The 21380-nt window shown below is 74.6% G+C and carries 26 protein-coding genes; 10 read left to right on the forward strand and 16 right to left on the reverse strand.

Translation table 11 applies throughout. The features are described 5' to 3' along the window. Window positions 1-193 precede the first annotated feature (193 nt). Complete coding sequence (locus tag GTR02_RS01470) at window positions 194-964, forward strand: nucleotidyltransferase domain-containing protein (RefSeq protein ID WP_205708419.1); 771 nt, start codon at window positions 194-196, stop codon at window positions 962-964. 151 nt (window positions 965-1115) lie between these two features. Here the strand turns inward: GTR02_RS01470 and GTR02_RS01475 are convergent, their stop codons facing one another. Next, entirely contained in the window at window positions 1116-2030 is a 915-nt protein-coding gene (locus GTR02_RS01475; RefSeq protein ID WP_166605692.1) for a hypothetical protein, read from the reverse strand. Between the two features lie 630 nt (window positions 2031-2660). Here GTR02_RS01475 and GTR02_RS01480 point away from each other — a divergent pair. Then, window positions 2661-3107 (forward strand): PH domain-containing protein, encoded by a 447-nt coding sequence (locus tag GTR02_RS01480; protein ID WP_166605693.1) that lies wholly within the window; start codon window positions 2661-2663, stop codon window positions 3105-3107. Between the two features lie 212 nt (window positions 3108-3319). On the opposite strand, the gene GTR02_RS01485 is transcribed toward GTR02_RS01480, so the two are convergent. Then, window positions 3320-3577 (reverse strand): hypothetical protein, encoded by a 258-nt coding sequence (locus GTR02_RS01485; protein ID WP_166605694.1) that lies wholly within the window; start codon window positions 3575-3577, stop codon window positions 3320-3322. 150 nt (window positions 3578-3727) lie between these two features. Between GTR02_RS01485 and GTR02_RS01490 the strand changes: the two genes are divergently transcribed. Both GTR02_RS01490 and GTR02_RS01495 read left to right on the forward strand, forming a co-directional pair. Next, window positions 3728-4198 carry an acyl-CoA thioesterase gene (locus GTR02_RS01490; protein WP_338073503.1) on the forward strand — a complete coding sequence of 157 codons (471 nt, stop codon included), beginning with the start codon at window positions 3728-3730 and terminating at the stop codon, window positions 4196-4198. Window positions 4199-4242: 44 nt separating this feature from the next. After that, complete coding sequence (locus GTR02_RS01495; RefSeq protein WP_205708420.1) at window positions 4243-4911, forward strand: VTT domain-containing protein; 669 nt, start codon at window positions 4243-4245, stop codon at window positions 4909-4911. On the opposite strand, the gene GTR02_RS01500 is transcribed toward GTR02_RS01495, so the two are convergent. The 3 genes from GTR02_RS01500 to pyrE are packed head-to-tail and all read right to left on the reverse strand — an operon-like array spanning window position 4896 to window position 6729. Beyond that, on the reverse strand, window positions 4896-5756 hold the full coding sequence (locus tag GTR02_RS01500) for a putative RNA methyltransferase (RefSeq protein ID WP_205708421.1): 861 nt from the start codon (window positions 5754-5756) through the stop codon (window positions 4896-4898). The genes GTR02_RS01495 and GTR02_RS01500 overlap by 16 nt on opposite strands. A 9-nt stretch (window positions 5757-5765) precedes the next feature. Beyond that, entirely contained in the window at window positions 5766-6143 is a 378-nt protein-coding gene (locus GTR02_RS01505; protein WP_166605695.1) for a hypothetical protein, read from the reverse strand. Window position 6144: 1 nt separating this feature from the next. Continuing rightward, window positions 6145-6729 (reverse strand): orotate phosphoribosyltransferase, encoded by a 585-nt coding sequence (gene pyrE / locus GTR02_RS01510; RefSeq protein WP_166605696.1) that lies wholly within the window; start codon window positions 6727-6729, stop codon window positions 6145-6147. Between the two features lie 85 nt (window positions 6730-6814). Here pyrE and GTR02_RS01515 point away from each other — a divergent pair, with 85 nt between their 5' ends. Both GTR02_RS01515 and GTR02_RS01520 read left to right on the forward strand, forming a co-directional pair. Next, entirely contained in the window at window positions 6815-7609 is a 795-nt protein-coding gene (locus tag GTR02_RS01515; protein WP_166605697.1) for an exodeoxyribonuclease III, read from the forward strand. 116 nt (window positions 7610-7725) lie between these two features. Beyond that, complete coding sequence (locus tag GTR02_RS01520; RefSeq protein ID WP_166605698.1) at window positions 7726-8274, forward strand: hypothetical protein; 549 nt, start codon at window positions 7726-7728, stop codon at window positions 8272-8274. Window positions 8275-8284: 10 nt separating this feature from the next. On the opposite strand, the gene GTR02_RS01525 is transcribed toward GTR02_RS01520, so the two are convergent. From GTR02_RS01525 to GTR02_RS01550, 6 genes are read right to left on the reverse strand one after another with little or no spacing between them, the layout of a single operon-like run. Then, the gene (locus tag GTR02_RS01525) at window positions 8285-8869 is read right to left on the reverse strand and encodes a DUF1684 domain-containing protein (protein ID WP_338073504.1); all 585 of its coding nucleotides are present in this window, start codon (window positions 8867-8869) and stop codon (window positions 8285-8287) included. A 47-nt stretch (window positions 8870-8916) separates the two neighbouring features. Next, window positions 8917-9840 carry an ABC transporter permease subunit gene (locus GTR02_RS22625; protein ID WP_166605699.1) on the reverse strand — a complete coding sequence of 308 codons (924 nt, stop codon included), beginning with the start codon at window positions 9838-9840 and terminating at the stop codon, window positions 8917-8919. Then, a complete protein-coding gene (locus tag GTR02_RS01535) occupies window positions 9837-10721 on the reverse strand; it encodes an ABC transporter permease subunit (protein WP_166605700.1) in 885 nt (294 codons plus the stop codon). Before GTR02_RS01535 ends, GTR02_RS22625 begins: the two co-directional genes overlap by 4 nt. Beyond that, window positions 10718-12061: an extracellular solute-binding protein gene (locus GTR02_RS01540; RefSeq protein ID WP_166605701.1), complete on the reverse strand. Its 1344-nt coding sequence runs from the start codon at window positions 12059-12061 to the stop codon at window positions 10718-10720. Before GTR02_RS01540 ends, GTR02_RS01535 begins: the two co-directional genes overlap by 4 nt. A gap of 15 nt (window positions 12062-12076) precedes the next feature. Further along, a complete protein-coding gene (gene sufU / locus GTR02_RS01545) occupies window positions 12077-12547 on the reverse strand; it encodes a Fe-S cluster assembly sulfur transfer protein SufU (protein ID WP_166605702.1) in 471 nt (156 codons plus the stop codon). A gap of 12 nt (window positions 12548-12559) precedes the next feature. Next, window positions 12560-13903 (reverse strand): SufS family cysteine desulfurase, encoded by a 1344-nt coding sequence (locus GTR02_RS01550; RefSeq protein ID WP_166605703.1) that lies wholly within the window; start codon window positions 13901-13903, stop codon window positions 12560-12562. 104 nt (window positions 13904-14007) lie between these two features. Between GTR02_RS01550 and GTR02_RS01555 the strand changes: the two genes are divergently transcribed. Both GTR02_RS01555 and GTR02_RS01560 read left to right on the forward strand, forming a co-directional pair. After that, entirely contained in the window at window positions 14008-15228 is a 1221-nt protein-coding gene (locus tag GTR02_RS01555; RefSeq protein WP_166605704.1) for a saccharopine dehydrogenase NADP-binding domain-containing protein, read from the forward strand. Between the two features lie 123 nt (window positions 15229-15351). Continuing rightward, window positions 15352-15957, forward strand: coding sequence for a hypothetical protein (locus GTR02_RS01560; RefSeq protein WP_166605705.1), 606 nt, complete (start codon window positions 15352-15354; stop codon window positions 15955-15957). Between the two features lie 466 nt (window positions 15958-16423). On the opposite strand, the gene GTR02_RS01565 is transcribed toward GTR02_RS01560, so the two are convergent. The 4 genes from GTR02_RS01565 to GTR02_RS01580 form a co-directional block, all read right to left on the reverse strand. Beyond that, entirely contained in the window at window positions 16424-16660 is a 237-nt protein-coding gene (locus GTR02_RS01565) for a helix-turn-helix domain-containing protein (protein WP_338073505.1), read from the reverse strand. Between the two features lie 23 nt (window positions 16661-16683). Further along, window positions 16684-17382 (reverse strand): hypothetical protein, encoded by a 699-nt coding sequence (locus GTR02_RS01570; RefSeq protein ID WP_166605706.1) that lies wholly within the window; start codon window positions 17380-17382, stop codon window positions 16684-16686. A gap of 107 nt (window positions 17383-17489) precedes the next feature. Next, window positions 17490-18389, reverse strand: coding sequence for a phosphotransferase (locus tag GTR02_RS01575; RefSeq protein ID WP_166605707.1), 900 nt, complete (start codon window positions 18387-18389; stop codon window positions 17490-17492). Then, window positions 18386-18760 carry a GNAT family N-acetyltransferase gene (locus GTR02_RS01580; protein WP_166605726.1) on the reverse strand — a complete coding sequence of 125 codons (375 nt, stop codon included), beginning with the start codon at window positions 18758-18760 and terminating at the stop codon, window positions 18386-18388. The genes GTR02_RS01575 and GTR02_RS01580 overlap by 4 nt, the downstream gene beginning before the upstream one ends. Before the next feature lie 233 nt (window positions 18761-18993). Between GTR02_RS01580 and GTR02_RS01585 the strand changes: the two genes are divergently transcribed. Beyond that, window positions 18994-19368: a PadR family transcriptional regulator gene (locus GTR02_RS01585; RefSeq protein ID WP_166605708.1), complete on the forward strand. Its 375-nt coding sequence runs from the start codon at window positions 18994-18996 to the stop codon at window positions 19366-19368. Between the two features lie 50 nt (window positions 19369-19418). Then, window positions 19419-20084, forward strand: coding sequence for a hypothetical protein (locus tag GTR02_RS01590; protein ID WP_166605709.1), 666 nt, complete (start codon window positions 19419-19421; stop codon window positions 20082-20084). A 55-nt stretch (window positions 20085-20139) separates the two neighbouring features. Here GTR02_RS01590 and GTR02_RS01595 read toward each other — a convergent pair whose 3' ends face one another. Further along, window positions 20140-21174, reverse strand: a complete 1035-nt coding sequence (locus GTR02_RS01595; protein ID WP_166605710.1) for a phosphotransferase — start codon at window positions 21172-21174, stop codon at window positions 20140-20142. Window positions 21175-21380: the final 206 nt, after the last annotated feature.

Genomic DNA, 21380 nt, shown 5'->3' on the forward strand with positions numbered 1-21380 from the left:
CGTGACCACGTGGGGGCGAGAGTTGCCGTCGAGTGGGACGAGGACCAGCAGGCGAAGGTCCACCGGCATCGAACGACACCGTCCCGACGCGGGACACGACGTGACCGGCTGCGTGATCAGCGGGCTCCGGTGCCGCACAACGGCCTGATCGCGACCAACCGTCCCCTTCGGCGTCTCGCCTACAGTCGGTGCGGTGTTCACGACCGACGAGCGAACGCGCCTGCGCCGGCACCTCGTCGCCCGCGCAGAAGCCGATCCTCAGGTCCTCGCTGCCGCCGTGGTCGGCTCGGCCGCTCGCGACCGCGAGGACCGCTGGTCGGACATCGATCTCGCCTTCAGCGTCGGCCCCGGGCGTCGACCCGAGGACGTCGCCGACGACTGGACCGGACACCTGTACGCCGACCACCACGCCGTGGCGCACGTCGACGTCTGGAGTGGCGCTGCGCTGTACCGGGTGTTCCTCCTGCAGAACACCCTGCAGGTGGACCTCTCCTTCTGGCCGGCGGAAGCCTTTTCCCCCGTCGGTGGACCGTTCCGTCTGCTCTTCGGCGACGCCGGGCCCGCCGTACCCGCGACGCCGCGGGACACCGGGGCTCTGCTGGGCACCACCTGGCTGTACGCCCTCCACGCGCGCTCCAGCATCGCCCGGGGGCGCGCCCTGCAGGCGCTGCACATGCTGAACGGGATGCGTGACCAGCTGGTCGTCCTCGCCTGCGTGCGTGCCGGGCTGCCGGCCGACCAGGGCCGCGGCGTCGACGACCTCCCCGCGGATCTCCGCCGACGCCTCACCAGCACCGTCGCGAGACGTCTGGACGCCCCTGAACTGACGCGATCGTTCCGGGAGCTGGCGGACCTCCTCGTGGAGGAGGCGGCGATCGCCGACCCCGGTGCCGCGGCAGTCCTCGCTCCTGTCGTCACCGAGATGGTCCGCAGCGCGGAGGACGAACCGACCGAGGAGGGGTGACCCGTTGACGTGCGACCAGCGACGAGGTCCAGCCAGCGACGGCATCACCCCGGAGGCCACGTGCGGAGGGACCCGGAGTGGTGCCGTTCCACCTGCAGAACCCTCCCCTTCCCGGGTGCGACGCCGAGCCGGTGCCGTCACGGCGGGATACTCAGACGGGAACCTCGACGCGGGTCGTGCCGTCTCGCAGCACGAGCAGTGGGACGAACAACACCACCGCGATCAGCACCCCGCCCCCGATCACCGGGAACCCGTCGTAGTTGACGTAGGCACCGGCCGGCATCGTCACCACCAGGCCGAGCATCCCGCCGACGACGATCGGCAGCGCCAGGAGCTGGGGAACCGCCGCAAACAACCCACCCAGCGCGGCCAGCACGACGCCCGCGACGACGCGACGACGCGCCGCGGTCCGCGCCTCCGTGCTCGGCGTCGCTGCGGCCACCACGAACGGGGCGTACGCCAGCACCAGCACCACCCCCATGACCCACGCCGCATCACGCACCTGCCACGACGAACCAGACCGTCCCAGCAGCACCACCAACGCCGCAGCGGGCAGCACGACCCCCAGGACGACGTCCGACGTGGTGCGGGCCACCAGGACCGCCGCCACGGCCACCACCGCGGCCAGCCCCAGAGCCGTCACCCAGTTCGCCGTCGCCAGGTCCCCCGGCACCCACGGCCGGTACCGCGGCGAACCCGTGCCCTGCGCCACCAGCACCGGCAGAGTGCCCGCGGCCACGACACCCGCCCCCACCAGCGACCACTCCCCGCGAGCGCCGGCTCCCTCGTCCCCGCGTCGCCGGGCACTCACACGGTGAGCACCCGCGCCTCCCGCAGCGACCACCAGCACCAGCGCACCCGCCGCGAGCAGCACCGAGCCCCCGTCCACGACCGGCCCGAGAGCCGCGTTGGCGATCACCATCGCCAGGACCCCCCCGAGCCACGCGGACGCCGCTGCCCGCCGAGGGACGGCGGAGAGCGTCAGCGCGAGCCCCGCAGCCATGAGGACGATCGCGGCGAGTCGTGCGTCGTGCGCCAGCAACGCCAGCTCGTCCTCACCCGGCATCTCGGGGGTGTGCCCAGGTCCCAGCGCGCGAGCTTCAGCGTCCTGGACCGCCGTCATGGACGTCGCGGCCAGCGCCCAGGCCCCTGCCCCCACCAGGACGATCCCCGCTCCGACGCAGGCGGTGGCACGACGGTGACGAGTGACCATGGCGGCAGTGTCCTGCACCCGGCGGAGGCCGCGAAGGGACTCCGAGAACATGCGCGTGGTGTTCACCGTGGCGTCGACCCGTCGCGCGGTCCGGGAGCGCCCACCCGACGCGACGCCGGGGCGAAGAACTCGCTGAGGTCGTGACCGGCCCCACCGGCGACGACCGGGTGCGCGTCCCGCCGGGCACCCGGGCACCCGGGCACCCGGGCACAGCCTGGCCGGGCCGTTGCCGGTGCTCGACTGCGGCTCCCTCGAAGGCGTCGCCGCTGACCACGGCGTCTCCTACCTCCCGTCCGAGCCGGTCTGGACCGCACCATCGACGAGGTCCGAACGGTCGAGTCGGCTCCCACCGAACGTTCGTCGTGTGCGACTCGGGCGGCGGGAGACGCCACGCTCGTCACCGGGCTGAAGACCTTGGAGCATCCCGGTGACGCGGGTTCCCCTCACCCCCAGCGGACCGGCCGCCTGTGCCACCGTGCGCGGGTGGACGATCACCGCGGCGGCACTCCCGACCTGACGGGGTTGGAGCCTCGCTACACCTGGAGCACCGGCCGCGGTGTCCGCAGGCTGCTCTTCGGCGCCATGAGCGTGCAAGCGTTCCTGGCCGTGACCCGGCTCGTCGGCGAGGTGGACACCTTCGACGTCGTCTTGTCGATCATCCAGCTGCTGTTCTTCGTCGCCTTCCTCGGCGCGTACTTCGTCTGGACCCCCTCGACCACTCTCGACGCCGACGGCGTCCGCCTGCAGAACGGCTTCCCCCGAGCCCGGGTCGTCCGATGGGCGCAGGTGCGCGACGTGCAGGTTCAGGACCGTCGGCAAGACGTCAGTCAGTTGCTCCTCGAGGACGGTCGAAGCGCACGTCTGATCGGCATGCCCGCCGACGACGCCCAGCGTCTGGCCGACGCCCTGGCTGCCCGGACGGAGCGCTGACCCAGGACGTTCCCACCAGCCCTCGACCCTCGAACGACGCGCCGCAGACCTCTGGCTGACGTCACGGATCCCGAGACCGCCCCGTCACGGGGTGCCACACAGCGGCCCCACCGGCGACGACCTGCCGTCGCGAGGACGCCGAGCGACAAGAGCACCGGTCGGGCAGGTCGCCTCGCGGCCCGCTCCGGCGGCTCGAGGAGCGGCCGCGCTGCTCAGGGCACCCAGTACTTGTGGGTCCAGAAGGTGCGGGGGAACTGGCTCTTGCTGTTCGGGTCGAACGCCGTGTAGCTCCAGCACCCCGTGACCGGGTATCCCGACGCGAGGTGGATGGCGCGCGAGTTCAGGCAGGCCTGCTGCCCGAAGCTCGCTCCGCCGCTGCGCCACGTGGCCGACGCGGGCCCCGCGCCGGCGACGAGCGCCGCTCCCACCACCAGTCCGACCAAGCCCGTCCGCACCGCTGTGTGCCGCATGCCGCTCCTCGGGTCGCCCCGGCACGGCCACCTCCTGGTGCGGCCGCGCCCCGGGTCTCCGACGCTACCGATCCCGGCCGCGACCGGCGAGGCACGTCCCCCGTCCGGGCCCTGGCCGGGCCGCGAGCCGTGCCCGGGCAGGATGGGCGCGTGCCTCGACAACGACACCTCCTCGGCCTGCGGTGGGGCGACATGGACGCCTACCGCCACGTCAACAACGTCGAGCTGATGCGGCTCCTCGAGGAGGCCCGCGTGCGGGCGTTCGGCTCCGCCTCGGGTGACGGTGGCGACCCCATGATCACCACGGGGATGGTCGTCGCCCGGCACGAGGTCGACTACGTCGCCCCGCTCGACTACCGCACCGCTCCGGTCGCGGTGGACCTGTGGGTGGACCGGGTGGGCGGGGCGAGCTTCCGGGTGGGCTACGAGGTGTGCGAGCCGGAGCCGTCCGCCGTCGGGGAGCCGCGCACGTACGCCCGGGCGACGTCGACGATGGTCACCTACGACTTCGCCGCCCGCCGGCCGCGCCGCCTGGGCGACGGCGAGCGCGCGCACCTCGCGGCGCTGCACGACACCCCGCCCGCCGCCACGCCCCCGGCGCCGGAGGGCGCGGCCGGCTGAGGTCCGCCTCACCCGCCGCCGGGACCGCCTGCGAGGATCAGGCGGTGTCCGACTGGCTCGCGCAGCTCACCGACCCGAACCTGGAGAGCTTCGGCGCGCTCGGCCTGTACGCGTTCGTCTTCGGCATCGTCTTCGCCGAGACGGGCACGCTCGTGGGGTTCTGGCTCCCGGGCAGCAGCGTCCTGTTCACCGCCGGCCTGGTGGCCGCCCGCGACGACAGCCCGGTCTCCCTCCCCGTCCTCGTCGTCGGCGTGGTCGTCGCGGCGGTCGCGGGCGACACCGTCGGCTACTGGTCGGGGCGCCGCCTGGGCCGGCCCTGGCTGATCCGCCGAGCGGGCAAGGCCGCCGCCCACCTGCCGCGCGCGGAGGCGTTCTACGAGAAGTACGGCTGGTTCGCGGTGGTGGCCTGCCGCTACATCCCGTGGCTGCGCGCCTTCACCCCGATCATCGCGGGCACCGCGGCGATGTCCTACCCGCGCTTCCTGTCCGCCAACGTCGTCGGCGCGCTGAGCTGGGGGGCGCTGCTGGTCCTCGCCGGCTACGCCGCGGACTCCGTGCCCTGGGTCCGCTCGGTCGCCTACACGATCGCGGGCGTGGCCATCCTCGCCTCGGTCGTCGCGCCCGTGGTCGGCTGGGTCCGCCGCCGCCGCGCCAAGGCCGCCGTCACCGACGGGCCCACCACCGGTGGCCCGGGCGGTCAGGACAGCGCGTAGGTCGAGACCCGCACCGCCACGGTGACGGCCACCGTCGGCGGCAGGTCCGCGAGGCGCGCTTCGAGCTCCGCGGCCGGCACGTGGTGCGCGCTGGGACCCATCCCGACGAGGGCCCGCAGGGCGGGGTGGTCGAGCTCGACCGTGACCGCCAGGTCGGTGCTCGCGGTGCGTTCGAAGTCCGCGAGGTCCGCCGCCAGCCGGTCGTCCTTGCGCGCGTCCACGGTCAGCATCCCCAGCGGCCCGACGAGCTCGCGCAGGTGCTCCGGCCGGGGCGTGACGACGACCCAGCGGCCAGCGGGGCCCAGCACCCGGGCGACCTCGGCGGGGTTGCGGGGCGCGAACACCGACAGCACGGCGGACGCGCAGCCGTCGGCCAGGGGCAGCCCCCGCCACACGTCGACCCCGAGCGCGGCGACCCGGGGGTGGACGCGGGCCGCGCGCCGCAGGGCCGCGCTGGAGGAGTCCAGGCACAGGCCGTCGCGCACGCCCAGCGCGGGCGGGAGCCGGTCGAGCACCTGCGCGAGGTACCAGCCCGTCCCGCCACCGACGTCGACGACCGGTCCGGGGGGCAGTTCGCCCTCCCCCAGCGCGTCCGCGACGGCCTGCGCGATCGGGACGTAGTGGCCCGCTCCCAGGAAGGCGTCGCGCGCCGCGACCATCGCGGCGGTGTCGCCGGGGTGCGCGCGGCCCCCGACGGCGAGGTGCGCGTAGCCCTGCCGGGCGACGTCGACCGCGTGCCCCGCGGGGCAGCGCAGCACCCGCTCCTCGAGCGCCAGCGGCTGCCCGCAGACGGGGCAGCGCACGTGCTCCAGCGCGCCGAGGAGCGCGCCCGGGACGTCGGGCACGGGCGCGGCTCAGCCCTGGTGGTCGGCCGCGGCGCCGAGGGGGTGCATGCCCGTGAGCGCCGCGACCCACGACGTCGGCACCGAGGCGAGGCGCTGGTCGTAGGCGCGCACGGCCGCGGCGTGGAAGGCGATGTCGCCCGCGAGGCGCCGTTCGGCGTCCTCGACGGCCCGCCCGGCGGCGGTGGCGGACTCGGCGCCGGCGGTCGCGTCGACCCGGTTCAGCGCCAGGTCGGCCAGGCGCGAGCGCCGCTGCTCGGCCAGCGCGCCCGCCTCCACGGCCAGGTCGCGCAGCCGGACGAGGGCCCCGCGGGTGCTCGCGGCCCACGCGACGGCGAGCAGCACGAGGACCACCAGGACGACGAGCAGGACGGTGCCGGCGGTGCCCACGTCAGACCCCCAGCCCGATGTCGGACAGCCCGAAGGCGGCCCGGTACGGCAGCCCGGCGGCCTCGACGCGCTCGCGAGCGCCCGTGGCCCGGTCGACGATGACGACGACGCCGACCACCTCGGCGCCCGCCTCGCGCAGGGCCTGCACGGCCGTCAGGACGGACCCGCCCGTCGTGGACGTGTCCTCGACGGCGAGCACCTTGCGGCCGGTGACGTCCGGGCCCTCGATGCGGCGCTGCAGCCCGTGGGCCTTCTCCTCCTTGCGGACCACGAAGGCGTCGAGCGGGGCGCCGTGCTCCTGCGCCCAGCCGGCCGCGTTGGCGGCGTGGACCATCGCGAGGGCGACAGGGTCCGCGCCGAGCGTCAGCCCGCCCACGGCCTGGAAGTCCCAGTCGGCGACGAGGTCGAGCAGCACCGGGCCGATGAGCGCGGCGGCCTCCCCGTCCAGGCTCGTGCGCCGCAGGTCGACGTAGTGGTCGGCCTCCTTGCCGGACGACAGGGTCACGCGGCCGCGCACGACGGCCCGGGCGGCGATGAGGGCGGCGAGGCGGTCGCGGGTCTCCGGACCGGCGGCGGGGGGAGTCACGAGGCCGAACTCTAGTTGCGCCCGCACCCTCGCGGGCCCACCGCCGCCCCGCCACCGGCAGCGGGCCCGGGTAACCTCCACGCTCGTGCGCCTGGCGACCTGGAACGTGAACTCCGTCCGTGCCCGCCTCGACCGCGTCCTGGCGTGGGTGGACCGCAGCGACGTCGACGTCGTGGCGCTGCAGGAGACCAAGTGCAAGGACGAGCAGTTCCCGACGCAGGCGTTCGAGGACATCGGCTACCGGGTCGCCCACCACGGGCTCTCGCAGTGGAACGGTGTCGCGCTGCTGTCCCGCGTCGGCCTGGAGGACGTCAGCACGGCCTTCGCCGACGACGTCCCGCCCTTCGGCGACCCGGCGGTCGCGGAGGCCCGCGCGCTCGGCGCGACGTGCGGCGGGGTCCGGGTCTGGTCGCTGTACGTGCCGAACGGCCGGACGCTGGGCGACCCGCACTACGACTACAAGCTGCTGTGGCTGGACCGGCTGCGCGCCGCCGGCGCGCGGTGGCTCGCCGACGACCCGGCCGCGCAGGTCGCGCTGGTCGGCGACTTCAACATCGCGCCGACCGACGACGACGTGTGGGACCCGGCCGTCTTCGAGGGCTCGACCCACGTCTCGGCCCCGGAGCGGGCCGCGTTCCAGGCGCTCGTGGACGCGGGCTTCGCCGACACGGTGCGCCCGCACACCCCGGGCCCGGGCGTCTTCACGTACTGGGACTACACGCAGCTGCGCTTCCCCAAGCGGCAGGGCATGCGGATCGACTTCGTGCTGGGCAGCCCGGCCCTGGCGGCCCGCGTCACGGGCGCCACGATCGACCGCCAGGAGCGCAAGGGCAAGGGCGCCTCCGACCACGCCCCCGTCATCGTCGAGCTCGCGGACTGACGCGGGGAGCCGTCCCCGAACGGCTTGGTGATCACCGCTGCGCCGAACGGTGGACTTGTGCCCGGACGCCGCCCGCGGAGGCGACGAGGGGCTCCCGTCTCACTAGATTCGCTGAGGTGCGAGCCCCCGTCACGACCCTGGACCTCGAGCGCGTCGAGCTGAGCGCCTCCACCGACGCGCGCGGTCAGCGCGCGGTGTCCGCCCTGCTGCAGTCGTGGGCGCGGCAGGTGGTGCCCGGCGACACGGTCTCCCGCGGCCGGCTGCTCGTCGCGGCCAGCGAGCACAGCGCCTTCGCGGGCGACGCCCGTCGGGCGCTGCGCCTGGCCCAGCAGGCCCTGGCCTCGGGCGACCACGTGGCCCCCGACACCCGCTGCTACGTCGTGTCGGCGCTGCTGCTGTGCGGCCGCACCCACGAGGCGGTGCTCCTCGCGCACGACGTGCTCGACGAGCGCGGCGACGACGTCGAGGCGCACATCTTCCTGGGCGACGAGTTCGCGTGGCACCGCCACGACGACGAGGCCACGCGCATCTACACGCTGGGGCTGTTCCGCTGCGCGCACGACGACGAGGACACCGACGCGCTGCTCGGTGCCTGGCGGCGGGGACGCTCCCCGCACGGCGTCGTCGACGTCCGCCGCGGCCAGCCGGTCGCCGCGCGCGACTGACGCGGCGGCCTCAGGCGACGAGCTCCCCGGCCTCCACGGCCACGCCGACGGTGTTCCCCGGTGACGGCAGCGGGCAGGCCCACGCGGGGTCGTAGGCGCAGGAGGGCGGGTAGGCGAAGTTGAGGTCGATCACGAGGCGGCCGTCCTGCGCGCCGAGGTCCGCGCCCTTCACGGTGTCCAGGAGGTAGCGACCGCCGCCGTAGCCGCGGCCGGGGTCCTTCAGCGGCAGGAACAGCCCGCCGCCGTACTGGTCGAGCCACCAGACGTCGAGGGACCCGACGCCCGGCAGGTCGACCCGGCCGATCCGCTCGAACGCGACGGTCCCGTCGGTGCCCGTCACGGACTCCCGGCGCTCGGGCGGCGCGTCCTGCACCGCGACGGCGAAGCGCAGGGCCGGGTCGTAGGCCGCGACGGTCAGGCCCGTGAAGCCCGCGCGGTCGGCGGGCAGCAGCGGCGAGGCCGGGTGGGTCGCGAACAGCTCGTCGCGGCCGGCCCGCCACCGGGCGTGCCCCGCGGCGGGGTCGGGTGCCGCCCGCACGTCGGCGTAGAGCGCACCCACGCGGCGGCGCCAGTCGAGGACGTCCAGTCGGTTCACGTCCCCGAACCTCCCACCGTCGCCGCGCGGGTGCCCACGCGGGCCCCTCAGCCCTTGACGGAGCCCTCGGTCAGGCCGCCCCGCCAGAAGCGCTGCAGGACGATCATGAGGATGGCCAGCGGGATGATCGAGACGAGCACCCCACCCGTGGTCAGCTCGTAGAACTCGGGCAGCCGGTCCACCTGGGCGCGCCAGTTCACCAGCCCGAGCGTGATCGGGTAGAGGTTCTCGTCGGCCAGCATGATCAGCGGCAGGAAGTAGTTGTTCCAGATGCCGACGAACTGGAACAGGAACACCGTCACGAGCGCGGGCGCCATCATGCGCAGCCCGAAGGTGTGGAAGATGCGCAGCTCCCCCGCCCCGTCCAGGCGCGCGGACTCCACGAGCGACGTCGGGACGACCGAGCCCGCGTAGATGCGGCACAGGAAGAAGCCGAACGGCGACACGAACGACGGCAGCAGCACGCTCAGGTAGGTGTCGGTGAGCCCCAGCCGGCTGAACATGAGGAAGAGCGGCAGGGCGGTGGCGGTGCCGGGGACGAGGACGCCACCCAGGACGAGGCCGAAGACGGTGTTCTTGCCCTTGAAGTCGTACACCGCGAGCGCGTAGCCGCCGGCCGCCGCGAGGTAGGTCGCCACGAGTGCGCCGCCCCCGGCGTACAGGAGGCTGTTGCCGAACCAGCGGACGAAGATGCCGCCGTCGTAGGCGAACACCGAGCGGACGTTCTCCAGCAGCTGGACGTTGGCGAACCAGAAGCCGTTGGTCGTGAACAGGTCCTCGGTCGACTTCGTCGCCGCCACCACGACCCAGTAGACCGGCACGAGGAAGTAGACGGCGACGAGGACGAGGATCGCGGTGACGAGGATGCGCGTCGCCGCGGGCGGCCGGGTGACGCCGCGCTGGACGCCCGGCCGGTCGTGCTCGGGCGTGCCGGACGCGGGGCGGTCGAGGTCGGGGGGTGCGGTGCTCACGAGTCCCTCCTCGAGACGACGCGCAGGAAGACGAAGGACAGGACGAAGGCGGCTACGGCGATGAGCACGGCCTGGGCCGCCGCCACCCCGAGGTCGTTGTAGGTGAACGCGCTGGTGAAGGCCGCGAAGTTCGGCGTGTAGCTCGCGTCGATGGCCGGGGAGACCGTGCGCAGCACCTGCGGCTCGGCGAACAGCTGCAGGGTGCCGATGATGGAGAACACCGTCGCCAGCACGAGCGCCGGGCGGATCAGGGGCAGCTGCACGGACCAGGCGAGCCGGAACGGCCCGGCCCCGTCCATCTTGGCGGCCTCGTACACCTCGCCCGGGATGGACTTCAGCTGGGCGATGACGATGAGCATGTTGTACCCGGCGTAGGACCAGGTGACGATGTTGGCGATCGACCACAGGACGGTGCCCTCGCCCAGGAAGTCGACCGTGATGCCCAGCTTGCCGAGGCCCGCGACGATCGGCGAGAAGCCCGGCAGGTACAGGAAGGACCACAGGATGCTGGCGATCACGCCCGGGATCCCGTAGGGCAGGAAGTACGCGGCCCGGAAGAAGCCCGGCCACCGGGCCGAGGCGGACTCCAGCAGCAGCGCGAGCACCGTGACCAGCACGATCATCACGGGGACCTGCACGACGCCGAAGAGCAGCACCCGGCCGATCGACGCCACGAACGTCGGGTCGTCCAGCGCCCGGGCGTAGTTGTCGAACCCGGCGAACGAGGACGTGATCCCGCCCTCGCCGAACAGGCCCCGGCGGTCGACGGCCGTGAAGCTCTGCCCCACCGCGTACACGACGGGCAGCAGGAAGGTGAGCGCGAACAGCACGAGGAAGGGGCTCAGGAGGATCCAGGGTGCCCGGCGCTGCGCGCCCCTCACGACGCGCTCCGCACGCGCAGGCCCTTGTGCTGCATGATGTCGATGACCCTGTCCTGGACGTCGGCCACGGCGTCGACCAGGGGGGTCCCGCCGCTGGTCGCCCCGCGCACGGCCGTGGACAGGGCGTCGTTGAGCTCGAGGTAGATGGGCGACCAGATCCAGCCGGGGTTCTGCTCCCCGGCCGCCGGCACGAACACCTCCTCGTTGTAGTTCTGACCGCTGAAGAAGGCCGACGGCTGCTCGCGCTTGGTGCCGATGAAGTCCGGCGAGGGCGACCAGCCGATGCCCGAGTTGTCGATGAGGAGGTCGATGGCCGTGGGCGTGGTGGCCATCCAGAGGATGAAGTCCAGCGCCTCCTTGGGGTGCTTCGACGTCGACATGACCGCCGCCGTCGACCCGCCGAGGGTCGCGGAGGCGAAGCCCGTGTCGGGCCAGCGCGGCATGGGCGCCACGGCCCACTTGCCCTCGGTGCCGCCGACGCTCTCGACGAGCGCGTCGCCCCAGGAACCCGTGATGACCGAGGGGATCTGCCCCTTCGCGGTGGCCGCGTACCAGCCGGCAGTGAAGGCGCCGAGGGAGAGGTCGAACAGGTCCTCGCCGAACGCCTGGTCCATGAACTGGGCCACCATGCGCGTGGGCTCCCCCGTGAGGTCGACCAGCCACTCCTCGCCGTCGGTCTTGAACCACTCGGCGCCCGCCTGCATGCAGTACGACGTGAAGTTGCCGGGGTCGTTGACGTTGAAGCCCTCGAGGCGGCGCACCGGGTCGGACGCCTTGACGGCGCGGGCGACGTCCAGCCACTCGGCCCACGTCGCGGGCGGCGTGATCCCGATCTCCTCGAAGACGTCGCGGCGGTAGAACAGGCCCATGGGGCCCGTGTCCTGCGGCACCCCGAACACCGAGTCGCCCACCGAGACGCGGGAGATGTCCGCGGGGCGGAAGCTGTCGAGGTGGTCGCGGAAGCCGTAGCGGGACAGGTCGACCAGGCCGTTCTGCAGCAGGAAGCTGGGCAGCAGCTGGAACTCGACCTGGGCGATGTCACCGCCGCCGCCCGCGGCGAGGGCGGCGAACATCTTCGCGTAGCCGCCGCTGTTCCCGGCCCCGATCCAGATCGCCTCGACCTGGACGTCGGGGTTGTCGACGTTCCAGGCGTCGCACACGGACTGCAGGTCCTTCAGCCACGTCCAGTACGTGAGCTTGACCGGCCCGGTGGCCGCGGGGATCGTGGGTTCGGCGTTCACCGGCTGGGCGGCCGTGCCGGCCCCGCAGCCCGTCAGCGCCGTCCCGAGCCCGGCCGCGGTGGCCGCCCCCAGGACGGCTCGTCGTGACGTGGTCGTCACCGTTGCCTCCAGTCGTCAGCGAATGGTCGGGCCACCGTAGTCGACGTCGCTGGGCGTTCCGGAGGCCGCGCTGCGCCCGAGCGCATCGGTGAACGCCATCCAGGGCAGGAGGGCGCACTTCACGCGCGCCGGGTACCGCGAGACCCCCGCGAGGGCGATGCCGTCGCCGAGCACGTCCTCGTCGCCCGCGTCGGTGCCGCGGCTCGTGAGCATGGTGCGCATAGCCGCCTGCACCGCGAGCCCGGTGGGCACCTCGCGGCCCACGACGAGCCCGTGCAGCACCGACGCGGAGGCGCGGGAGATCGAGCAGCCGAGCGCGTCGTAGGAGACGTCCCGGACCGTGTCGCCGTCGAGGTCGACCCGCAGCGTCACCTCGTCCCCGCACGTGGGGTTGACGTGGTGCACCTCGGCGTCGAAGGGCTCCCGCAGGCCGGCACCCTGGGGGCGCTTGGCGTGCTCGAGGATCAGCTCCGCGTACAGGTCCACGTCAGGCGCTCCTCACGCGAAGACCGCCCGCACGCGGTGCAGCCCGGCGAGGACGGCGTCGACCTCGCCCGTGGTGTTGTACGGCCCGAAGCTGACGCGCGTGGTGGCGGCGACGCCGAAGCGGCGGTGCAGCGGCCACGCGCAGTGGTGACCGACGCGCACGGCGATGCCGTCGTCGTCGAGCACCTGCCCGACGTCGTGGGCGTGCACGTCCTCGACGACGAAGGAGACGACCGCGCCCCGCTCGGCGGTGCCCGCGGGCCCGAGGACGCGGACCCAGGGCAGCTCCGCGAGCCCGGCCAGCAGGCGCGCCACGAGGGCGCGCTCGTGCGCCTCGACCCGCGCCATGCCGGTGCCGCCCTCGCCCAGCGCGCTGAGGTGGTCCACGGCCGCGTGCAGCCCGACGGCCTGCGCGGCCATGGGCACGCCCGCCTCGAACTTCTGCGGCGCCGGCGCGTAGGTCGAGCCCTCCATGCGGACGGTCTCGATCATCGAGCCGCCCGTGAGGAACGCCGGCATGGCGTCGAGGACCTCGGCCCGCCCCCACAGCAGCCCGACGCCCGAGGGCCCGAGCATCTTGTGGCCCGAGAACGCCGCGAGGTCGACGCCCAGGCCGGGCAGGTGCACGGGCAGGTGCGGCACGGACTGGCAGGCGTCGAGCACGAGCAGGGCACCGACGCGGTGGGCGGCCGCGGCCAGCTCCGCGACCGGCGTGATCGTCCCGAGCACGTTCGAGACGTGCGTGACGGCGAGCACCCGGGTGCGGGGCGTGAGCACGCGGTCCAGGTCGGCCAGGTCGAGGTGGCCGTCGTCGGTCACCCCGAGCCAGCGCAGCGTGGCGCCCGTGCGGCGGCAGAGCTCCTGCCACGGCACGAGGTTCGCGTGGTGCTCCATCTCGGTCACCACGACCTCGTCGCCCGGGCGCAGGACGAAGCGGTCGTCGGCCTCGGCGGTGCCGAGGCGGCGGTACGCCGTCGCGGAGCTGAACGCGTGGGCCACGAGGTTGAGGCCCTCGGTGGCGTTCTTGGTGAACACGAGCTCGTCGGCGGCGGCGCCGACGAAGGCCGCGACCGCGGCCCGCGCCGCCTCGTAGGCGTCGGTCGCCTCCTCGGCCAGCTGGTGGGCGCCCCGGTGCACGGCGGCGTTGTGCCGCTCGTAGAAGGCGCGCTCGGCGTCCAGCACGGCCCGCGGCTTCTGCGAGGTGGCGCCCGAGTCGAGGTAGACCAGCGGCCGGCCGGCGCGCACGGTCCGCGCCAGGATCGGGAACTCGGCCCGGACCGCGGCGACCTCGGCGTCGGTGAACGGCTGCGCGCCGCCCGCCGGCAGGGCCGGGGCCGACGTGCTGCTGAGGGTCATGCCTGCACGGTAGCCGCGCACCGGCCCCGTCCCCCAACCCCGCGGTCGTGCGGGCGGACCGCGTGATCATCGCGGGACCGCGGGCGGCGGGTTAGCGTGACGCCGTGGCTCGCGACGTGGACATCGTGCTGTTCGGCGCCTCCGGCTTCGTGGGGCGGCTGGTGGCGGGGCACCTGGCGCGCAGCGCCCCCGCCGGCACGCGCATCGCCCTGGCCGGGCGCTCGCGCGAGCGGCTGGAGGCCGTGGCGCGGGACCTGGGGCCCGTGACCGCGGACTGGCCCGTCGTCGTGGCCGACGCCTCCGACCCCGCGTCGCTGCAGAGCCTCGCCGAGTCGGCCCAGGTCGTCGTCTCGACCGTGGGGCCGTACCTGCGCCACGGCCTGCCGCTCGTCGAGGCCTGCGCCCGGGCCGGGACCCACTACGCGGACCTCACGGGCGAGGTGCTCTTCGTCCGGCGCAGCATCGACACGGCGCACGCGCTCGCCGAGGCGAGCGGTGCCCGGATCGTGCACTCCTGCGGCTTCGACTCGGTGCCCTCCGACCTCGCGGTGCTGCTGGCCCACGAGTGGGCGACGCAGACGGGGGCGGGACCCCTCGCCAGCGCGACGCTCGAGCTGCTCTCCGCCCGGGGCGGCTTCAGCGGCGGCACCGTGGACTCGCTGCGCCTGCAGCTGGACACCGCGCGCGACGACCCGCAGGCGCAGCGGCTCCTGGCCGACCCGTACTCGCTGAGCCCCGACCCCTCCGCCGAACCCGACCTGGGCCGGCAGTCCGACGTCTTCCGCCCGCACCGGCGCAGCGCGACGGGCGACTGGGTCGCGCCGTTCGTCATGGCCTCGCACAACACGCGGATCGTGCGGCGCAGCAACGCGGTGCTCGGCCACGCCTACGGGCCGCGGCTGCGCTACGCGGAGGTCGTCGCGTTCCGCGGCCGCACCGCCGGGCTGCAGGCCGCGGCGGTCACGGGTGGGCTCGCGGCGCTCACGGGCCTGCTGTCCGTCCGCCCGGTGCGCCCGCTCGTCGACCGCGTCCTGCCCTCCCCCGGCTCGGGCCCGAGCGAGCGCACCCGCAGCACCGGCCACTTCCGGCTGCGGCTGGACGCGCGCACGGAGTCGGGGCGCCGCTGCGAGGTGCTCCTCGCCGCGCAGGGCGACCCGGGCTACGCCGCCACCGCGGTGATGATCGGCGAGAGCGCCCTGGCGCTCGCGCTCGACGGGGACCGGCTGCCGGACCGCGCGGGCGTCCTGACCCCCGCGACGGCGATCGGGTCGCCCCTCGTGGACCGGTTGCGCGCCAACGGGTTCGTGGTCGACCTCACCGCCTGACCCCTCGCCGCGTCGCCGGGGCACGTCCGGGTGGGCTGCGGCCTCTGGCGCGGACGGACCCGCGCACGCCAGGATCGGGCCGCGAGCACCGCGGCACCGGCGTCGAGGCGAGGAGCACCGCACATGGGCGTAGAGACCGACTCCACCCACCAGGAGCACGGCCCGGTCTGGGCCGACCTCGCCGAGGACCACCTGCCCCGCACGGTCCCCGTCGACGTCGTCATCGGGCGCTCGGAGGCGGTGGTCGTCTTCCTCAGCGGGTTCCGCGTCGTCCCCACGGGCGTCTCCCTGCGCCTGAGCGTGCGCCTGCGCGACGGGCAGGACGCCGAGGCGCAGCAGCAGGTGGTGCGGGACGTGTTCGACGACGCCTGGACGCGGACCACCCCCGCGGGCACCGCGACGTCACGCCTGACGTGGTGGCTGGAGTTCTCCGACGGGCGCACGGCGTCCGGCGTGGACGCCGCGCTGCGGGAGGAGCTGCACGCCGTCGCCGCCCGGACGGGCGCACCGCGACCGGAACCCTCCCGACCGGTGCTGGTCGGTGGCGCCGGGGCGGGCGTCGGTGGGTCGCTGAGCGTGGACCGCGACTTCTGGTTGTGGCCGCTGCCGCCCGCGGGGACCCTGCGCGTGCACTGCGCCTGGCCGGCGCTCGGGGTGGCCCCGAGCACGGTCGACCTGGACGCCGACGTCCTGCGGGAAGCCGCGTCGCACGCCCGCCGCCTCTGGTGAGGGGCCGCTCATCCGGGAGCACCGGGCGGGCAGCCCTGGGTGACGGGCACGGACTCCGGCGTCGACAGGGGGCGCTGTCGACCGCGCTCGGCCCGGCAGGCACTCACCCACTCTGAGAGGAACAGCCGCCGACCGTCGGTCAGCCGGACCTCCTCGTACGTCGCCGCCGGGTTCCGGCGGGCGAAACCCTCGACGTCCCCGGCCGACCCCTCGTGCTCGTGACGATCGCGGCCGTCGGTCCACGTGGCGCGGTAGCGACCGTCCGCCAGCTCCTCGATGGCCAGGACCCCCGTCGGCTCGGTGAGGACGGACCTCGCTGTCCGCGTCGAGCGTCCGGGTCGTGGCTCGCCGTCCGGCGCGGGAGGAGGCGAGGCGTCACCCTCGTCGTCTCCCATCCGCTCAGGGTGTCAGTGGACGGGCCTCGACCGCGACACCGCGGCCCGACCGCGACTGCCGGGCTCCCGGCTCAGCCGTCACGCACCGCGGTCACGCTCAGCAGGTCACCCGGCTGGCAGTCCAGCGCGTCGCACACCGCGGTCAAGGTCGAGAAGCGCACGGCCCGCGCGCGGTCGTTCTTCAGCACCGGGAGGTTCACGACGGTCACGCCGGCGCGTTCGGCGAGCTGGGTCAGCGTCATGCCGCGCTGGGCCAGCAGGTCGTCCAGGTGGCACGTCACGCGGTGCGGCCGTTCGGCCTCGTCCACCGCGCCGGGTCGCGACGCTACCGTCACACCAGCCCGTCCAGGTCGCGGTGCTGGCGCTCCCCGTGGCGGAAGGCCTCGGCCAGCACGAGGAGGACGAGGGCGACGAGGTCGAGGGAACCCGGCGCCAGCCAGGGCGCGACGCTCAGCGGGCTGTCGGCGCCGCCCAGCCCGACGCGTTCGAGCACCTGACCCGCGGCCGTCGCGGGCAGCAGCGGCGCCAGGTGCGCGCACAGCAGCGTGACGACGGCCGACTGCGCCAGGCGGCGCGCGTTGGCCGCCTGGAAGGGCCGCGCCGCCGCGATGGAGAGCAGCACAGGGCGCAGCAGCAGCGCGGCCAGACCGATCCCGAGGCCCGCCACGGCGACGTGACCGCGGGAGAGGAACTGCTCCGTGCGCGTGGAACCCCACGCGGACAGCTCCACCGGGTAGCCGCGGCCCGCCTGGGGAGTGACCAGGTCCACCGCGGTGAGCCGGACGTCGCCGGGCACCGGTGCGCCGTCCGTGGTGGCCGGCGCAGCGAGCCCGCGGACCTGGTGCAGCTGCCGGCCCTGCGGCGACGCGGAGTCGACCTGCACCTGCACGCGGACGGCCGCCGGGGCCTGGGTGGCCGCGTTGACCGCGTACGCCGGACCCGCGACCAGGGCCAGCACGCCGACGACGGCGAGGACCTGAGCGAGCAGGTGCACGACGCCTGGTCGGACGTAGCTCGTCGTTCGCGTCACGGTACCTTTCCCCCATCGATGATCGATGGGTCGAGTGTGGGGCACCACGGTCCCGGTGTCCACGGAACGGTCCGTCGGCCTCGGCCCGGATCGCTCGTGAGTGTGTTTCAGGAACCGCCGAGCAACCCCTCGAGGATCCGACGGTCGCCCGCGCTCGGTCCCCCCTGCTCCAGGTCCCCGGCGCAGGTCGCGAGGGTCTTCCAGAGAGCCCACCCCCGTCCCCGCGCCCACTCGGCCTCGCCGACGGGCAGCCGGTCCCGGAACGCCTCGCGGCCCGCGTCGCCGAGCAGCGTCCAGGCGGCCGCCAGGTCGCAGGCCGGATCGCCGACACCGCAGGTGCCGAAGTCGATGACGGCCGCCAGATCACCGTTGCGCAGCAACAGGTTGCCCGCGGCGACGTCACCGTGGAACCACGTGGGGACGCCGTCCCACCGGGCCGCGAGCGCCGTCCCCCAGACCGCACGCGCCCGCTCGACGTCGACGACGTCGCGCAGTGCGTCGAGCGCCGACGCGGTGGTGTCGTCGAAGGTGTGCAGCGTTCCCCCGCGGAACCAGTTGTGGGTTCCTGGAGGCGGCCCGCCGGTGGGGTCCACTCGTCGGAGGGCGGCCAGGAAGTCGGCGAGGGCGAACGCGAACTCCGTCGGATCGGCGATGCGGTCGGGCGTCACCGGGTCCCCGTCGAGCCACCCGTACACCGACCACGCGAAGGGGTAACCCCTGCCCGGCCTGCCCTGCGCGAGGGGCGTCGGGACGGGCAGCGGGAGCTGCGGGGCGAGCCGCGGCAGCCACCGCTGCTCCTTGTCCACGGCGAGCGCGTACTCGGCCGCGCTCGGCAGCCGGACGGACAGGTCCGGCCCGAGGTGGAACGTCCGGTTGTCCCAGCCGCCGGCGGCCACCGGCCGCACGGGGAGGTCGCCCCACTCCGGGAACTGGTCCCGGACGAGCTGCTGCACCAGGTCGGCGGTGACGTCGATGCGCGCGGGAACCGGCCCCAGGTCGGACGTCACGCGCGGCCGGTCCGGTCGACCACGGTCAGGTGGATGAGCCCGGCCTCGGTGCGGGCGAAACCACAGGCGTCGAGGTAGAAGGGGGCCAGCTCGGCGCGGAAGTCCACGAACAGCCACTCGCACCCGGCCGCGGCGGCGTAGGCCGCCGCCACCCGGACCAGCTCGCTGCCGATGCCACGGTGCTGGTGACTGCCCCTCGTCTTGGTGTCGAGGAGGAAGGCGTGGTCCCCGCCGTCCCAGGCGACGTTGACGAAACCGACGAGCAAGCCGTCGTGGTCGCGGGCGCCTACCCAGCCGAGGCTGTGCTCGCGGACCCGTGGCCACCACCCGCTGCTCGGGTGACCGCCGTGGGAGAGCACGAGGTCGAGCATCTCCTCGTCGGCGATGGGGTCTCGCCAGCGGTGGTCAGTCGAAGTCGGCACGAACCCAATCTCGACCTCTGCGAACGCGACGGCCACTGCTTTCCGGGTCGATGCGGCCACAGGGCTGAGCGCCGGGACCTCTCGGTGACGCCCGCGCCGCTCCATCCGCGTGCCGTCGACGGGGACGACGAGGAACCACCGGGGACGCGACAGGTGGACTCGCCCACACTACTGTGTGACGCATGACAGCGCAGGACGCCGGTCACGGCAGCGAGCGGAGAGCGCAGCTCTTGCGAGGTTCTCTGGACCTGTGCGTCCTGGCTGCGGTGGACCAGCGCCCCGGCCACGCCTACGAGTTGGCCTCCCGCCTGGCCGACGCCGGACTCGGGGACGTCAGCTACGGCACCGTCTACCCGTTGATCACGCGGTTGCGGCGGGCCGGTCTCCTGCTCGAGCAGCAGGAACCGAGTCCGGTGGGACCGCCGCGCAAGGTGTTCTCCCTGACCGACGCGGGGCGGGCAGCGTTGAGGGACTGGCTCGCGCAGTGGCGACGCAGCACCAGCGACGTCGAGTCGGTGCTGCGCGCGACGGGCGTGTGGGCGGCACGAACGCCGTGACCACCCCGTCTCGGGGTCGACAGGACGACGTGCCGGCGTCGGTGCGCTCGGTGGTCCGTGACCTGGACCGGCACTGGCGGCGGCAGGGCGTCCCCCGCGTCCTGCGGTCGTCGGTGGCCGACGACGTCACCGCTGACCTCGTCGCCGCTCAGCGGAGCGGGCGGAGCGTGGAGGTGGCGCTGGGCATGGACGTGCTGCAGTTCGCTGAGCAGGTCGCCCGGGCGAACGGGTGGTCGGTGCCGTGGCCCCTGTACGGGCGCATGCTGGCCAGCGCCGCCGTGGGGGCGGCGGCCGCGATCGTGGTCGGCTTCGCACTCGTCCTCCCGTCGACCGTGCTGGCCCTGGACGGGGTCGGGTACGTGCTCCGGGCGCTCGGGGTCGAGTTCGGCCCGGCCGGTCCCGGCGCCTGGTACGCCCCGCTCGTCTACGCGGTGTACGTGCTCTTCGGCGTCGCCTTCGTGGTCGCCGTGCTGGGCGCGGTCCGGCGCGGCCTCCGGTACGGGCGGCGGGTGCGGGAGACGCTGCGGGCCGGGACGGTGCTCCTCCCGCTGTCTGCGGCGCTCTCCGTGCCTGCGGCGGTGGCGGTCGCTCACCTCAACCACTTCAGCGGTGCACCCCTGGTCGTGGCGAGCGAGTTCGGCCTGGTGCTCGGTGCGGCCGCCGCCGCCCTCGTCGCTGCGCGCTCGTGGGCGCTGCGTCAGCCTGCAGAGGGTTGAGCGACGAGCGACCTCCCCGCTCGCGCCACCGCCCGCGTCGGGCTCCGACCACGACTCACCAGCGCAGGGAGAGGTACTCCTCGCCGCGGGCACGCACGAGGGCGGTGGTGACCCCGTCCTCGCCGGGCGGGCGCATCGCCGATTCCCAGCGGGCGTTGAAGGCCAGGATCCACGCCGCGGCGGCGGCCGCGGCCCGCTGCTCGGCCGCGTCGAAGGAACTCCCGCGGGCGTGTTCGTAGTCCTGCAGGAAGGCGCGCGCCTCCTCGGGCGTGGACAGCCCGGCCCCGCTCGTGGAGCTGGCGGCGAAGGCGGCGGCGGAGAACCCGGCGATGACCGCCTCGGTGTCGGCGACGAGTTCCCAGTCGAACGTGCCGACCAGCCGCCCGTCGGCGACCGCGACGTTCCCGGCGTACCAGTCGGCGTGGCCCACGACGACGTCGTCGCCGCGGTTGCCGGCGATCTGCTCGACGGCCCGCCGCGCGTACGCGTCGAGCCAGGCGCCGTCCTCGGGAGTGGTGGTGAAGTCCACGATCGGGTCGTGCGGGGTCGGCCAGGGCCCCTGCTGGTATCGGCACCACGACGGTCCGCGTCCCGCCCGCGCGGGCAGGGACTCGTCCTGGCGCAGCACGTCGACGTGCCGGGCCAGTCCCTCGGCGAGCAGCCGCCGAACGGAGGGGTCGCGGCCGTCGGGGGCGCTCCCACCGCTCAGCAGCACCTCCAGGACGAGGACGTGGCCCGCCACCTCGTCGGGGCCCGACAGGGGCTGCGGGCAGGGGTGACCGGCCGCGACCAGCAGGGCCTGGGCCCGGGTCGCGGCGGCCACGGCCTCGAGGTCGACGGGCCGGCGGTGCGCCTTCACGACGACCGCGCGCCCGTCGTCGAGCTCGACCCCCCAGACCGCGTCGATGCGACCGGCCCGGAACCGCACGGAGGCGATCGCGGACCCGAGGCGGTCGTGGGTGTAGCGGCTGAGCAGCGCGAGCACCTGCGCGGCCGGGACGTCTCCGAGGACGGCGCGCTCGGTGCCCGAAAGCCGCGCCCCCGTGCCGTTCAGGACGGTCGCGGACGTGCGGTCGTCGGGTTCCGTCACGAGCGTGGAGCCTGCCACGAGCCCCCGACCCCGGGAAGACCGTGCCGCACCGGACCGCGGCGCGGTTCACCGCCCGTCCCCGTCGTCCCCCGGGGGAGCCTCCCGCAGCAGGGTGGCCGTGTCGGCGTCGAGTTCCGCGACGGCGCGATCGAACGCCTCGGCCACGCCCTCGGCGACCAGCGCGACCGCCGGTGCGTACCCGTCGG

Source organism: Kineococcus siccus (assembly GCF_009906795.1).
Classification (GTDB): Bacteria; Actinomycetota; Actinomycetes; order Actinomycetales; family Kineococcaceae; genus Kineococcus; species Kineococcus siccus.